Genomic DNA, 15,192 nt, shown 5'->3' on the forward strand with positions numbered 1-15,192 from the left:
CTTTTTAAAAAGTAACCAAAACTTTTGCCATTCGCTGAACTCGCAATAAAGTTGGCGAGCCTTGAAAGTAAAATTGGCTCAAACAGCAGCGAATGGCTTTTAGGGACAATAAGTTCGGTGAACGTTTACATTATTGGAGCTTATTATTCCGCGCCATCTGGAACGAACACATAACCTACACCCCAAACCGTTTGAATATAGCGTGCACGCGCAGGGTTTTCTTCCACAAGGCGACGGAGGCGCGATACTTGAACATCAATCGAACGTTCCATTGCGCCCCATTCACGGCCACGCGCAAGGTTCATCAATTTGTCACGAGTTAAAGGCTCACGTGGGTGTTGTACCAAGGCTTTCAGTACCGCAAACTCACCTGTAGTTAGGGTTACAACTTGACCTTCACGCGTTAGAGTGCGTGTTGATAAATCAAGTGACCATGGCCCAAAGCTGACCACTTCCATTTGTTGGCTTGGTGCACCTGGAACTTCACGGACTTGGCGGCGCAGTACGGCGCGAATACGTGCTAACAACTCATTTGGATTAAATGGTTTCGGTAAATAGTCATCTGCACCCGCTTCTAGACCTGCAATACGGTCTGAATCACTACCACGTGCGGTGAGCATAATAATAGGCGTATCAATATTGGATTGGCGTAGACGACGGCAGATACTTAAACCATCTTCAACAGGGAGCATGAAGTCGAGCACAATCAGTGAAAACAGTTCGCGCTGTAAGAGACGATCCATTTGAGTTGCGTCATGCGCTGTTTTCACCACAAAGCCTTTATCTTCTAAAAAGCGTTGAAGTAGCGTACGCAAACGCACATCGTCATCTACCACTAAAATGCGTTCAACGCGATCTGCATCGCTATGTACAGCATCTGTTTTTTCAGCAGGTACAACTAAACTCATTGAAGTGCTCCTTTATTCTTTATTGTCATCGTAAACAAAAGTCGGGATAGTCTTGAGTATACGACTCATTTGTATGTCTTTACTATGCTCTAAAGCAACAAATATTGCAGGTAAAATCAAGACATAGATACCAAATGTATACATCTTAGCCCATAGAAAAAAATGGCAAAGAATACCTAAAAATAAGATTTAACACTGAAAATGAGATGGATTTATGAAATTTGCCTGAAATATGTCACATTTAAGCCATTAAATTAATAAAAACAGTTGTGGATTTTATAGTCTTGGTCTTTATAATCATGGCTTTTAGTACATATCCTTGTGGGATCACATACGATGACTGACTTAGTTCAGCAGTTGGCAAAAGAAATTGCCGTACGTCCAAATCAAATCGAGGCTGCCATCAAGTTGATTGATGAGGGTGCTAGCGTTCCATTTATTGCGCGTTACCGTAAAGAAGTCACGCAAGGCTTAGATGATGCGCAGTTACGTCAGCTCGATACACGTTTGGCTTATTTACGTGACTTATTTGAACGTCGCGACAAGGTAATTGAATCATTAAAAGAACAAGACAAATTGTCTGATGATTTATTGGCACGTGTAAATGCTGCTGAAACTAAAAATGCCTTAGAAGAAATTTACGCACCGTACCGTCCAAAACGGACCAGTAAATCATTTAAAGCCAAAGAAGCAGGCTTGGGCCCGATTGCAGAGAAAATCTTTGCAGAAGCGGTTGATCCAGCTGAAGCATTGGCAGGCTTTAGCCATGAAGATTATCCAGATCTAGAAAGTCAGTTGGATGCGATTCAACATATTTTAATTGATGACTGGGCGCAGAACATTGCACTGACAACTGAACTTAAGGCCACGTTTGCAAAAACAGCCACTTTAAAAAGTTTAGTGGCAAGTGATGAGAAAAAAGAAGTTGGCAAAAAATTCCGCGATTACTTCGACTTTTCTGAAAATTTAAATAAAGTCCCATCACACCGTTTATTGGCTATGTTACGTGGTCGTCAAGAAAACGTTTTAGGTTTAAAAGTTGATGGCGAAGATGATGCACCGTTGGCGCGTATTGAAACAGAATACAGCCTTGAAACTGCACAGCCACAAGCACGTCAAGACTATTTAAAACAAACGGCTAAATTGTTCTGGTTAGGCAAGGTTCGTCTAAGTATCGAACATTCGTTGCTCACCGAAAAACGTCTTGCAGCCGAATCTGAAGCAATGGATGTTTTCGCTGAAAACTTACGTCATTTGTTGTTGTCTGCACCTGCGGGCGCACGTACAACCTTAGGTGTGGACCCTGGCATCCGCACAGGGGTGAAATTGGCTGTGGTGAATGCATCAGGTGATGTACTTGCACATAGCACGATTTATCCATTTGCACCCAAAGATGATAAAGCGGGTTCAATTGCAGAACTTGCCCGTTTATGCCGCGAGTTCAATGTTGACCTGATTGCCATTGGCAATGGTACAGCAAGCCGTGAAACAGAAAGCGTTGTGGCTGAAATGATGGCGGCAAACAGTGATTTAAAACTGACACGTGTTTCTGTATCAGAAGCGGGGGCATCGGTTTATTCAGCGTCTGAATTGGCATCTGCGGAGTTACCAGAGTTAGATGTGTCGATTCGTGGTGCAGTGTCGATTGCACGTCGTTTACAAGACCCATTGGCTGAACTGGTGAAAATCGATCCAAAATCGATTGGTGTAGGTCAGTACCAGCATGATGTCAACCAAACGGGCTTAGCGAAAACCCTTGAAGCGGTCGTTGAAGACTGTGTGAACTCGGTGGGTGTGGATGTTAATACTGCATCATCTGCTATCTTGGGCTATATCGCAGGTTTGAATAAGTCGATTGCGCAGCAAATTGTCGATTTTCGTAAAGAAAATGGCCGTTTCGACAACCGCCAAGATTTGAAAAAAGTACCGCGGTTAGGCGAGCGTACTTTTGAACAAGCGGCAGGTTTCTTACGTATTCAAGATGGTTCAGAGCCACTGGATGCTTCTGCTGTTCACCCAGAGTCTTATGCGCTGGTCGGTAAAATTGTTGAAGCGAAAGCGACGACGGTGAAAGATATCATTGGTAACTCTGAAATCATTCGCCAAGTGAATGCTGAAGAATTTGCAGATGAGAAATTTGGTTTACCAACTATTCAAGATGTACTGTCTGAACTGGAAAAACCAGGTCGTGATCCGCGTCCAGAGTTCCGTACAGCAAAATTCCGTGAAGACATTACGGAAGTTGCGCAACTGACTGAAGGCATGCAGCTTGAAGGTGTCGTGACCAATGTGACGAACTTCGGTGCTTTTGTGGATGTGGGTGTACACCAAGATGGTTTAGTTCATATTTCAGAGTTGGCCAATGAATTCGTTGCAGATCCGCATAAAGTGGTGAAGCCGGGGCAAATTGTGCAAGTACGTGTACTCACTGTAGATGCTGAGCGTAATCGTGTGAATTTGTCGATGCGTCCGGAAGGTGCTGAAGCGGCTAAAGCTCCGCGTCAACCACGTCGTGAAAATACAGAGCGTAGTGAACGTAAACCACAAGGTAAACGTCCACAACAAACACGTCCTCAAGGCGAGCGTGCTCAAACAAATAAGAAGCCGCAAACGGCTAAACCTCAAGAAAATAAAATTGGTGGTTTAGGTGCATTGTTACTTCAAGCAGGGATTAAAGGTTCGAAATAATCTTTAAGATTTGAATAAAAAAACCTCCCAAGTGGGAGGTTTTTTTTATGGTTACTTTTATCCGTTGATGATGGGCACGATCCAACTGGTGATAATCAGCATAATGCCAAAGTGCCCAAGCTTTCGGCAAACTTTGACAAAAGTTGGAGCGGGTTGTTCCAGTCGAGTGGCATAATCTTTGAGGCTTATGGCTTGGGTGCTGCGGCTATGCCACAGGAAAACAGCAAGGTCGATACAGATTAGAATCGTCCCGACATTGGCCACGATATCCATCATCACATAATCTTGTAAATACAGGCTACTGCCTACTCGGTAGCAGAGATAAATCGCAAAAGCGATACACACATATTGCAGTACGAAAGTAAAAGCGCGCATAAATTCACAAAATAAAAAAAGACGGCTGTTTATAACACAAAAAGCAAAAGGGTCGCGTCGTCTTTATCTTTTGTCCACAAAAAAAGCTATGTGCCTTAACTGATTAGGCTTTGTCCAATCAGGCTGGAAAAAATGGAGACTAAACCTATTTTTGAAAAAATATTGCTATACATGCTTGGGGGTTGTGAAGTTGGCCCAGTTTCTGTTTCTAGTGAGCGTATTTCACTCGTTAGTGGGGTAGTCTGTTGTGGTGCGCGTTGGCTCTTAAAGCCAAATTCGAGCAAGATCATCAGCAAACCGCCATGAATCAGCACTTGCCAAATTGAAATATGAGAGAGGGTGAGTTCTGTATATAGATTAAAAGCGGTGATTGCAGCAAAGATGAAGCAAAAAAGCTTGAATAAATAAAGTGCCTGCATTTCTTTTCCCCTTTTATAATTGCTTTTATGATGAGCTTTTTTTCTTAAGCGAATATTAAGAACTATAAAAGAGTTTCGAAAAATTTAGCTACCCAACCTTTGATCAAAGGTTGGGTGAATTGTAAGAAAACTTACCAGTGTTCACCTGGGAATAAGCGAGCATACGCTTTTTGTACCCAGTTGAGTTTTTGCTGTTCGCCTACAGACGCGGTAGAACTTGGGAATAAGTTATAACCAATCGACATGAGCTTATTGTTGATGTCTGGTGCAATTGAATAAGTGATTGATGCCAAACGACCTAAGTTAGTTGCCACTTTCTTCGGGCGTTTCACAATCGCATAAGCAACCAGATCTGCTGCTTGTTCAGGCGAAAGAGTCGGAACGTATTTATAAATTTTCGTCGGCGCAATCATTGGCGTACGTACCAAAGGCATATACACCGAAGTAATCGCAATTTTATGTGAATGCACTTCAGCAGAAAGACAGCGACTGAATGCATCTAATGCGGCTTTAGACGCCACATAAGCCGAGAAACGAGTGGCATTTGCCAATACACCAATCGAGCTAATGTTAATAATATGCCCATCACGACGAATCATCATTTGTGGCAGGATGTTCATGACTAAACGTACCGCACCAAAGTAGTTGAGCTGCATGGTGCGTTCAAAGTCGTGGAAGCGTTCGGCTGACTCATGTACAGCACGGCGGATCGAACGACCTGCGTTATTAATTAAAATATCAATATGATCGACTGAAGCTAAAATTTGCTTAGAGACTTCATCAATCGAGTCTAAATCATTTAGGTCACATGGAAAAACAGAGGCTGAACCACCTTTGGCTTCGATTTCTGCTTTAACTTCTTCTAGTGTTTCTTTGGTGCGCGAAACTAAAAGGACGTGTGCTCCTGCATCAGCCAGTTTGTGTGCAACGGTTAAACCAATACCACTTGAAGCGCCTGTAATTAAGACGGTTTTTCCATTTACACGTTCTTTAAAAAGTCTATCCATTCTTGAATTCACGTTATCATTCCTGATCTAAGTCAAATATTTGAGGGTTATGGCTATTTTTATATTCGATTATTAAGGCTACATTTTCTGAGAAATGTAGCGGCTTTCCTTCACGGTATAATACCTAAACTGCTTAAAAATATCACTGCATAAGTTATTGAAATAATAAATAAAATTAGAGTAAAAGCTCTATTTTATTGGTTCTAATTAATTGTTTTTAACATGAATTCAATCAAAGTGAAAGGGCTATAAATATAAAAGACAAGCGTATAAAAAACCTCAATCATGTGATTGAGGTTTTAAGTTTAGCACTCTGTATTTTAGACTTGAGCCAAGGCCTGCTCTAAATCTGCAATCAAATCATCAATATGTTCAATGCCTACAGATAAACGTACCATATCAATACTCACTCCAGCAGACTTTAATTCCGCTTCATTCAGTTGGCGATGTGTGGTGGTGGCGGGGTGGCACGCCAGACTTTTGGCATCGCCAATATTGACCAAGCGAGTGAAGAGTTGCAAAGCATCAATAAAGCGGGTGCCACCTTCACGGCCATCTTGTACCCCAAAGGATAAAATTGCCGAAGGTTTTCCTTTGACATATTTTTGTGCCAAGCCATGCTGAGGGTGATCTTTCAGGCTGGCATAGTTGACCCATTTCACTTTGGGGTGGGCTTGTAAATATTCTGCGACTTTCTGCGCATTTTCAGTATGACGTTCCATACGTAGGTTTAGCGTTTCTAAGCCTTGTAGAATCAAGAACACGCTTAAAGGGCTAATCGCAGCGCCGGTATTACGTAGTGGTACCACGCGGGCACGCGCGATATAAGCTGCTTCGCCTAGAGCGTCGACATAGTTCACGCCGTGATAGCTTGGGTCTGGCGTATTCAGCACTTTAAAACGTTCAGGATATTTGCCCCAAGGGAATTTACCGCTATCGACAATGGCACCGCCAATTGAGTTACCATGCCCGCCAATATATTTGGTCAGGGAATGCACCACAATATCCGCCCCATATTCAAAGGGTTTCAGCAGTACAGGAGTTGCAACGGTATTATCGACCACCACAGGCACACCATATTCATGTGCGATTTTGGCGATCGCTTCTAGGTCGATAATATTGCCAAGTGGATTGCCAATCGATTCAACAAAAACCAACTTGGTTTTTTCATCAATTAAACCACGGAGAGCTTCTGGATCTTGATAATCAAAGAAACGGACTTCAATGCCTTGTTTCGGTAGAGTATGGGCAAACAGGTTATAGGTGCCACCGTACAAGGTCGAAACAGAAGCAATGTTGTCGCCTGCTTCGGTAATGGTTTGAATGGCATAAGTAATGGCTGCCATGCCAGAGGCTAAGGCTAACGCACCAATGCCTCCTTCGAGTGCAGCCAAACGTTGTTCTAGCACCGCAGTGGTCGGGTTCATAATTCGGGTATAAATATTGCCTTGGACTTTAAGGTCAAATAAATCCGCACCATGTTGCGTATTATCAAAGGCATAAGACGTGGTTTGATAAATCGGTACGGCCACTGCTTTGGTGGTGGCTTCGGGGCTATAACCAGCATGGATAGCCAAAGTTTCATCTTTATAGGTCATGGGACTTCATCTGCGTGAGTTAAATATTGCACAGTCTACCATCAATGAATATGAGTGAAAGTGTGAAAATAATGAATATTTATCTAAAAAATTCATAAAGATGAGCTGCGATCAGCTACTTGGCTGCGGAAAAGTGAGATAAAGAGGGTGTTTAAAAAACAACCGCACTGAAAGTTGTAACATTGCATTGAAGATCGGTTTCATGCCTTATTTTTTCAACGTATTCATCGTATAATGCCCGCAAATATTTTTTCGCTTCTTGCGATTTTTTGGTTTTTCTATTGAGGAGTCCTACGTGGCCCAATATATTTATACGATGAACCGAGTGTCTAAAATGGTTCCGCCTAAGCGCGAAATCTTAAAAGACATCTCTTTGTCATTTTTCCCGGGTGCAAAAATTGGTGTACTTGGTTTAAACGGTGCAGGTAAATCGACCTTGCTTCGTATTATGGCGGGCGTAGACAAAGATTTCTCTGGTGAAGCACGTGCGCAACCGGGTATCAAAATCGGTTACCTAGAACAAGAGCCGCCACTTGATCCAAATAAAGATGTCCGTGGAAACGTAGAAGATGGTTTACGTGAACCATTGGATGCTTTGGCGCGTTTGGACGAAGTATTTGCTGAATATGCAGCAGAAGATGCAGACTTTGATGCATTGGCAAAAGAGCAAGAAAAACTTGAAGCGATTATCCATTCATGGGATGCGCATAACCTGAGCAACCAAATGGATCAAGCTGCTGCTGCCTTGAACCTTCCAGCTTGGGATGCGGATGTCACACTACTTTCAGGTGGTGAGCGTCGTCGTGTTGCATTGTGTCGTTTGCTTTTATCTAAGCCAGACATGTTACTTCTAGACGAACCGACGAACCACTTGGATGCAGAATCTGTGTCTTGGTTAGAGCGTTTCTTGAAAGACTTTGCCGGCACGATTGTGGCGATTACGCACGATCGTTATTTCTTGGATAACGTGGCGGAATGGATTCTTGAGCTTGACCGCGGTATGGGTATTCCATATCAAGGCAACTATTCTTCTTGGTTAGAGCAGAAGAATGCGCGTCTAGAGCAAGAGAACAAACAAGAAGAATCTTTTGCTAAAGCATTGAAGAAAGAACTTGAATGGGTTCGTTCAAATGCGAAAGGTCAGCAAAAGAAAAACAAAGCGCGTATGGAGCGTTTTGAAGAGCTTAACTCACGCGAATTCCAACAGCGTAACGAAACTTCTGAAATCTATATTCCACCTGGTCCACGTCTAGGAAATAAAGTCGTAGAAGTGGAAGGCATCAGCAAATCATTTGATGGTCGCGTACTGTACGAAAACCTAAGCTTTACCGTACCGCCTACAGCAATTGTGGGTATCGTGGGTCCAAACGGTGCGGGTAAAACCACACTGTTCCGTATGATGACTGGTGAACAACAGCCAGATACAGGTACGGTGACTTTGGGTGAGTCGGTTAAAGTAGCGTATGTGGGTCAGATTCGTGACACCTTAGATAACAATAAAACCGTTTGGGAAGAAGTTTCTGGCGGTTTGGATATCTTAAGAATTGGCGATTATGAAATTGCATCACGTGCTTATATCGGTCGCTTTAACTTTAAAGGTCAAGACCAGCAGAAGCGTGTAGGTGAGTTGTCAGGTGGTGAGCGTAACCGTTTACAACTTGCGAAAATCCTGCAAATGGGCGCAAACGTGATCTTACTGGATGAGCCATCGAACGACTTGGATATCGAAACCTTACGTGCACTTGAGGATGCAATTCTTGTATTCCCAGGTACGGTAATGGTAGTGTCGCACGACCGTTGGTTCCTTGACCGTATTGCAACGCACATTTTGTCATTTGAAAACGAACAGCCTGAATTCTACGAAGGTAACTATGCTGAGTATGAAGCCTATCGTTTAGCGCGTTTGGGTGATGCTGCAGTTCAAAAACGGACCAAATACAAGAAAATTGGCGGTTAATTTCCCCGCATAAAAAAACCAGCCTTCGGGCTGGTTTTTTTATGCTTAGCAATTGCCGCTTAAGGCGTTTTAGGGGTATTCACTTGTATAGTCAAATCATTATAAAACCAATACAATGGTGCAATGAGTTATTCAGAACATTTTAGACGTAAAATTTTAGCTAAGCTTGAGGAAGGTTATTCTATTCGAGCGGTAGCTGCACAATTTGAAATTAATAAAAATACCATTGTTGAATGGAAGAAACGTATAGAGATTAAAAAAACTCGTGTACGTAAACCTTCTAAAATTAACGATGATGCTTTACGTGAAGATGTTGAAAAGTATCCTGATGCTTATCAATATGAACGCGCTGCACGTTTTAATTGTGGTGTTTCATCTATTGGTGCTGCATTAAAGCGCTTAAATATTACAGTTAAAAAAAGACGTTAAGCCATCCTAGAGCAGATACGAAGCTTAGGGATAAATTTATTCAGCAAGTGAATGAATTAGAAAAAAACCACCCGATTATTTATCTGGATGAAAGTGGTTTTAAGTCACATGATTACAGACCTCATGGCTACTCACGAAAAGGAGTACCCTGTCTAGGGCAATATAATTGGCAATTAAAGAATCAGACCAATGCCATTGGAGCAATCCATAAAGGGTATTTATTTTCAGTCGGTTTATTTGACTGCAAAATCAATTCAGATGTTTTTCATTTTTGGATTGAGCAATTCCTCATACCAGCATTACCAGAAAATAGTGTAGTGGTTATGGATAATGCAGCATTTCATAAAAGAGCAGATATTCAGGAGTTATTGGAACAACAAGGGCATAAAATTCTTTGGCTCCCTACATACAGCCCTGATTTAAATCCTATAGAACAGATGTGGGCATGGGTTAAACGTAAGCGTAAAGAATGGTTGATCGATTCAGTCGATGAGTTATTTCAAGTTTTTTTCGAATCCTGTATGAATAATAAAGTAGTTTGACTATAAGCTGATAATGGTGTAATACTGATTTTTAGGTTTTGCTTTGGCATCGACTTTTTCGCTCACTTCAATTAGGTATTGCCCAGCTTGTGCAAAAGTGAGTGTGGCATGGCCTTGTGCATCCACAGGTGTGCTTTTTGCTTGCTGCTCAAGCTCACCTTGAGCACGAACCATGAGTTCTGCGTGTGCAAGAGCTTTGCCTGCTTGAGTAATTTGTAGTTGTACAGGCTGTTGCACCGTGATTTGGTTTGGATGGGTTTTAAAGTTGACTTGAATTGGGGCTGGCGTTATAGCAACAGGTGAGGTGCTGTCTTTGCTCACATAGCTTTGAATGCTCCATTCGCGAACCGTAGCGACCTTACTTGGCACTTTGCCTTTAAAGTCACTTGGTATGACATAGTCACGCTCGCTTAGGGCCAGGACTTTATCTGCTGCGACATCAGTAAAGATTTTCCATTGCCGATTATGTTGTACATATTCAATTGGATATGAGGTTTTGGCAAAAATGGTATAGGTGCCTTTTTCTGGTAGCTTAAGATCAAATGCAGTTGCAGATTCTAAGTGCTTCTGTGCTTGAATCGTAGTCTGTGTTTGGTTTGGTTGGAAAACGCTGAATGAAATATCTTTTAGGGCATATTCAGGATGAAAGGCTTGTTCCGCATAGGCGCTCAATACAGGGACTTGGGTATTTTCAGTGTGATACGCCAGTGGAGCGACGTAGGGTTCATGTGCTTGAGCCACTGAAAAGAACAAGAGTGTGCAGAGTAGAGCGTTTTTCATAGAGACTAGGCCTAAAAATATTTCGTAAGATGAGGTTTTTGATTATATCGAGAAAAACTAACAGGTGATAATAATTATTATTTATTCTTTGAGCAGATAAAAAGGGAGTACATAGACTCCCTTTTTGGATGCAGGTTCTAAGTTAAGGCTTAGATTTCCCACTCATGGTCGCATTCGCGGCATTTCCATTTTTTCTGAGACTGCATGAAGCCTTGCATTGAAATCTTAAAATCAGGAAGGTCGCGGTAAAATAAGAAGCCTGCAATTACACACACGATGAAAACCACAACCGTTGCAATTTGTAGTGTTGAGCCAGCGCCATCCCCAAATAGCCACATTGCGATGCTAATGAGCACCAAAAGTAATAATACAAAAATGGCTGGAACCAAAAAAACCAGACTTTTAGGCACAACAGGGCGCGTTGCTGGAACCCCTGCTTGAGCAACTGGCATAATTTTTGGGCTTTGACATTGAGGACAACGATATTGCATTACAACTCCAAAATTCGAATCTATGCCGTATTCTAATCGGATTGGAGCAGAAAGCCAAAAAAGCGTGGTAATGAAGTGCTGATAATTTTGAGGCAATAAAAAACCCAAGTCATAATGCTTGGGTTTTTTACCAGATGTTGCCATCTTAAATATGGCGTCCCTACGGGGATTCGAACCCCGGTTACCGCCGTGAAAGGGCGATGTCCTAGGCCTCTAGACGATAGGGACTTATTGAGGCATCACGTTGAGTGGTTAACACCGTCTCTCTGTGTGAGCGCTATATTAGGGATATAACGCCCATGCGTCAACTAAAAAATCAATTAAGCTTCATCAACTGCGTCATTTTTCGGCAATTTTAGGCTTTCATTGAGTTTTTCCCAAACTTTTGCTTCTTTTTTGCTTGGACCACCGACAATTTCAAGGGCATGACGTAAGCGCGCGAAGGTTAAGTCAGGGCCAATGGTGACCATGGTTTGCATCACTGGAGTCGAAGCGGTTGAACCGGCAATCGCAATAAAGAACGCTGGCATAAAGTCACGGAGCTTAATTTCCATTTGGTTGGCTAAGTCCATCAAGGTTTGACTTACGGTGTCATTGTTCCATGTGAACATGCTTTCCAAACGCCAAATCGCAAATTGCAGACTTTGACGAACTTGTTCTTCGCTCAGTTTCTTGCTTTCAAACTGTTCTTTGGTCAAGCTTGGGAACTGGTTAAAGTAATGCGCAGACCAGTTCACCGCTTCTGAAAGTAAGTTGATACGAGGTTGAATTGCTGCGGCGATGTCTTCGAGCATCTTACGATCTGCTTTCCATGCCAATAAGGTATCTAACAGTTCAGCAGGGCTTAAGCCTTTGATCCATTGACCATTGAGCCAATTCAGTTTTTCCACATCAAAAATTGGACCACCGAGGGATACACGTTGAATGTCAAAGTGTTCAATCATCTCGGCCAATGTGAATTTTTCGCGTTCATCTGGCATCGACCAGCCCATACGGCCTAAGTAATTCAACAAGGCTTCAGGCAAGACACCAATATTTTTGTAGTAGTTAATAGAGGTTGGGTTCTTACGTTTCGACAGTTTTGATTTGTCTGGGTTACGTAGTAATGGCATATGACCCAGTACAGGCATTTCCCAACCAAAGTATTGATACAGCAACTGATGTTTAGGTGCAGAAGGCAACCATTCTTCGCCACGGAAAACGTGGGTGATTTGCATCAAATGGTCATCGACCACATTGGCAAGGTGATAGGTTGGTAAACCATCTGTTTTAAGCAAGACTTGCATGTCCACTTGCACCCAAGGAATTTCCACTTCCCCGCGCAGTAAGTCATTGACTGTACAAATGCCTTCTTCGGGCACTTTCATACGAATCACGTGTGGCTCACCTGCAGCAAGGCGACTTTGAACTTCTTCAGCAGATAATTTTAAACCACGACCATCGTACTTTGGTGTTTCACCACGGGCCTGTTGTTCTGCACGCATTTGATCCAACTCTTCGCTCGTAGCAAAGCAGTAGAACGCATGACCTTTTTCAACCAAATCCAGTGCATATTGTTTATAAATATGCATGCGTTCAGACTGGCGATACGGTGCATATGGCCCGCCAATGTCCGGACCTTCAGACCAATTCAATCCTAACCAACGCAATGAATCTAAAATCATTTTTTCCGATTCAGGAGTCGAACGAAGTTGGTCGGTATCTTCGATACGCAGAATAAATTCACCACCATGTTGCTTGGCATAGCATAAGTTAAATAACGCAATATACGCTGTGCCCACATGCGGGAAGCCAGTTGGAGAGGGTGCAATACGAGTACGAACAGTCATAGCCAATTATGATTCAGAATGTAAATTGAGGTCTATTATAACGAAAAAGCCCGACCACTTAATGCTTAATTCAACATTCAGTGATCAGGCTTTTGCGCGCAAATGTCATAACTTGAGAGAGGTTACGACACTGTGGCTTATTTTTAGTTTAGAGGAACAATGATTGCACAAAACGGCTAAAGCGCTGGTTTTGTGTAGCAAAGAAATTTTGTGTCGGTGCAACTTTGATTGAGGTCATGATTTTTAAATCATTATCCGTCATCGTGGTTCGGTCACTGCCTTTTTGTTGACTGATCGCTTTTTCAATCAACGATGTTTTCTCAGTGGGTATCGTCGCTTTGTCATTGCTTTGAATGGCTGCACTATGTCCCAGTTGGCTAAAACAAGCCAAGCCGATACTCAACGTAACGGTATGTAAAAATGTTGCTTTCATGTCCTTTTCCCCCCTCTCAACATGGTATTGGAACAGATTTTTATTAAAGTCATTGGTAATCTAGTTTCAATTTAACCGATTTCACAAATAAAAAAGTAGAACTGTGTCACACAATTTACAAAATTATAAACAAATTTGGGCTAAATTGACATTTAAACATCAAATATAAATCATTTGGCTTTTTGTACCAAATAACTGTGGAGATAGCATGGAGATTTTGAGCTTGATCTGTGGAGGGTGGATATGGGTTATCCTTAAAAGTGCACAAAATAGTCCTTTTAGAGATATCTTTTTATCAGTATAGCCGTAAAACCTCGCCTTCAGGGTATAGGTATCTATGATCCTAGCCAAAATAATGGACAGCACGTCCCTCTAAAGATAACGTAACTTTAATCTTTGGAGATTCAAGAAATGGCTAAACGTTTTAGTCCTGAATTTAAACAGCAAGCGATTGATTATGCACTTTCAAACCCCCACGAACCTATAGCTGCAATCGCCCAGAAATTAGGTGTTGGTTATTCAACATTGGATAAATGGATTCGTGAAGCCAATCCAGTGGGTTCAAGCAAACGCCAACTTTCATCAGAACAACAGCGGATTTTAGAATTAGAGAAAGAAGTCAAACAGCTCAGGGACGCCAATGACATCTTAAAAAAAGCGCATGTGTACTTTCTGACAGATCATGCCAAGAAAAGTACACGGTAATTCAAGATCTGGATGTGAATGAAGTCACTGTATCTTCTGCCTGTAAATGCCTGGGTGTCAGCACTTCAGGCTATTATGCCTGGCGAAAATGCCAGGCCAATCTAGCGCAGAAATATAATGATTTAAAAGCCGTATATTGGCAGCATCATGCACGATTGGGTGCACCTTCATTGGTACATGACATGCATGATTTAGGTTACAGCATGAGCGAACGAACCGTTGGAAGAATGCTTAAAAAGCTTGGTTTACGTAGCAGGATTGCACGTAAATACAAGCATACGACTGATTCAAACCATCGTTTGCCTACAGCGCCTAACTTGTTGGATCGTCAATTTGGCGTTGGTCAATTGAAAGCTACTTCAAGCTTCTAAAACAAGCGGGTCATGATGTTGAATCGTGGCTCCAAACGACCCCTCAAGCAATTTTAAGAAAACTACTTGTTGCGAGTATGGCCTGCGTACTGACATGGCGAATACAACGCTGTAATGATGAACAAACTACTCGAGTAAGAGCCGTACTAACACGACTATCTGGGCGACAGCAAAAGCGAGGGAAAAGAGAAAGTGCACCATCAATACTTGCTGGACTTTCAATCTTATTAAACACCTTGAAGCTACTGGAAAGTTATTCGGTGGATGAGTTAAAGGAAATGGCTAAAATTGCGTTGGGGTATCCACACGAAGATGTGTAGATACCTATACCTTCAGGGCGGGGATGTAAGGCTGCAATCCGCTAGTCCCCTTGTGGGGATTAGCTAGGATTGCTAATGCGGAGTTTGCTGTTGCTGAATATATTGTTTGATAATCCCAATAGGTGTACCATCACATGATGCAGCGAAATAGCTAGGCGACCACAAAGCATTACCCCATAACTTGCTTCTAATTTCAGGGTGCTTGGTTCGTAAAATACGACTGGAAGCACCTTTTAAACTATTTACCAAGCTAGAAATAGCGACCTTTGGCGGATAATGCACAAGTAGATGGACATGATCATCTTCACCATCAAATTCTGCCAACTCGGCTTCAAAGGTA

At 42.3% G+C, this 15,192-nt stretch carries 14 protein-coding genes, 1 tRNA gene and 2 pseudogenes; 6 read left to right on the forward strand and 11 right to left on the reverse strand.

The window, feature by feature from the left end:
* Window positions 1-143: 143 nt before the first annotated feature.
* Window positions 144-908 (reverse strand): osmolarity response regulator transcription factor OmpR, encoded by a 765-nt coding sequence (ompR, locus tag AC4CU2_RS01280; RefSeq protein WP_004691545.1) that lies wholly within the window; start codon window positions 906-908, stop codon window positions 144-146.
* Between the two features lie 336 nt (window positions 909-1,244).
* Here ompR and AC4CU2_RS01285 point away from each other — a divergent pair, with 336 nt between their 5' ends.
* Complete coding sequence (locus AC4CU2_RS01285; protein ID WP_078389535.1) at window positions 1,245-3,596, forward strand: Tex family protein; 2,352 nt, start codon at window positions 1,245-1,247, stop codon at window positions 3,594-3,596.
* Window positions 3,597-3,653: 57 nt separating this feature from the next.
* On the opposite strand, the gene AC4CU2_RS01290 is transcribed toward AC4CU2_RS01285, so the two are convergent.
* From AC4CU2_RS01290 to AC4CU2_RS01305, 4 genes are all read right to left on the reverse strand, one after another.
* Window positions 3,654-3,971, reverse strand: a complete 318-nt coding sequence (locus AC4CU2_RS01290) for a hypothetical protein (RefSeq protein ID WP_004691542.1) — start codon at window positions 3,969-3,971, stop codon at window positions 3,654-3,656.
* A 95-nt stretch (window positions 3,972-4,066) separates the two neighbouring features.
* On the reverse strand, window positions 4,067-4,390 hold the full coding sequence (locus tag AC4CU2_RS01295; RefSeq protein ID WP_125273606.1) for a hypothetical protein: 324 nt from the start codon (window positions 4,388-4,390) through the stop codon (window positions 4,067-4,069).
* Between the two features lie 131 nt (window positions 4,391-4,521).
* A complete protein-coding gene (locus tag AC4CU2_RS01300) occupies window positions 4,522-5,397 on the reverse strand; it encodes an SDR family NAD(P)-dependent oxidoreductase (RefSeq protein WP_238893368.1) in 876 nt (291 codons plus the stop codon).
* 320 nt (window positions 5,398-5,717) lie between these two features.
* Window positions 5,718-6,995, reverse strand: a complete 1,278-nt coding sequence (locus AC4CU2_RS01305) for an O-acetylhomoserine aminocarboxypropyltransferase/cysteine synthase family protein (RefSeq protein WP_438330944.1) — start codon at window positions 6,993-6,995, stop codon at window positions 5,718-5,720.
* A 295-nt stretch (window positions 6,996-7,290) separates the two neighbouring features.
* On the opposite strand from AC4CU2_RS01305, the gene ettA reads away from it, so the two are divergent.
* The 3 genes from ettA (at window position 7,291) to AC4CU2_RS01320 (ending at window position 9,923) form a co-directional block, all read left to right on the forward strand.
* The gene (gene ettA / locus AC4CU2_RS01310) at window positions 7,291-8,952 is read left to right on the forward strand and encodes an energy-dependent translational throttle protein EttA (protein ID WP_004691537.1); all 1,662 of its coding nucleotides are present in this window, start codon (window positions 7,291-7,293) and stop codon (window positions 8,950-8,952) included.
* A gap of 123 nt (window positions 8,953-9,075) precedes the next feature.
* Window positions 9,076-9,381, forward strand: coding sequence for an IS630 transposase-related protein (locus AC4CU2_RS01315; protein ID WP_000122230.1), 306 nt, complete (start codon window positions 9,076-9,078; stop codon window positions 9,379-9,381).
* A gap of 47 nt (window positions 9,382-9,428) precedes the next feature.
* Complete coding sequence (locus AC4CU2_RS01320) at window positions 9,429-9,923, forward strand: IS630 family transposase (RefSeq protein WP_438330945.1); 495 nt, start codon at window positions 9,429-9,431, stop codon at window positions 9,921-9,923.
* On the opposite strand, the gene AC4CU2_RS01325 is transcribed toward AC4CU2_RS01320, so the two are convergent.
* From AC4CU2_RS01325 to AC4CU2_RS01345, 5 genes are all read right to left on the reverse strand, one after another.
* The gene (locus AC4CU2_RS01325; RefSeq protein ID WP_438330946.1) at window positions 9,924-10,703 is read right to left on the reverse strand and encodes a DUF4198 domain-containing protein; all 780 of its coding nucleotides are present in this window, start codon (window positions 10,701-10,703) and stop codon (window positions 9,924-9,926) included.
* Window positions 10,704-10,852: 149 nt separating this feature from the next.
* Window positions 10,853-11,194: a hypothetical protein gene (locus tag AC4CU2_RS01330; RefSeq protein WP_005401372.1), complete on the reverse strand. Its 342-nt coding sequence runs from the start codon at window positions 11,192-11,194 to the stop codon at window positions 10,853-10,855.
* Between the two features lie 152 nt (window positions 11,195-11,346).
* Window positions 11,347-11,422 (reverse strand) — tRNA-Glu (locus AC4CU2_RS01335).
* A gap of 92 nt (window positions 11,423-11,514) precedes the next feature.
* Window positions 11,515-13,023 (reverse strand): glutamate--tRNA ligase, encoded by a 1,509-nt coding sequence (gltX, locus tag AC4CU2_RS01340; protein WP_490768171.1) that lies wholly within the window; start codon window positions 13,021-13,023, stop codon window positions 11,515-11,517.
* Between the two features lie 148 nt (window positions 13,024-13,171).
* Window positions 13,172-13,456, reverse strand: a complete 285-nt coding sequence (locus tag AC4CU2_RS01345) for a hypothetical protein (RefSeq protein ID WP_490768172.1) — start codon at window positions 13,454-13,456, stop codon at window positions 13,172-13,174.
* A gap of 411 nt (window positions 13,457-13,867) precedes the next feature.
* Here AC4CU2_RS01345 and AC4CU2_RS01350 point away from each other — a divergent pair.
* Together AC4CU2_RS01350 and AC4CU2_RS01355 are read left to right on the forward strand one after the other, a co-directional pair.
* Window positions 13,868-14,508, forward strand: a pseudogene (locus AC4CU2_RS01350) (transposase); the annotation flags it as partial.
* Between the two features lie 101 nt (window positions 14,509-14,609).
* Window positions 14,610-14,852 carry a hypothetical protein gene (locus AC4CU2_RS01355; protein ID WP_026056400.1) on the forward strand — a complete coding sequence of 81 codons (243 nt, stop codon included), beginning with the start codon at window positions 14,610-14,612 and terminating at the stop codon, window positions 14,850-14,852.
* A gap of 72 nt (window positions 14,853-14,924) precedes the next feature.
* Here the strand turns inward: AC4CU2_RS01355 and tnpA are convergent.
* Window positions 14,925-15,188: pseudogene (gene tnpA, locus AC4CU2_RS01360) on the reverse strand (IS200/IS605 family transposase); the annotation flags it as partial.
* Window positions 15,189-15,192 lie beyond the last annotated feature (4 nt).

It is taken from the genome of Acinetobacter sp. 797_lipA, assembly GCF_058243025.1.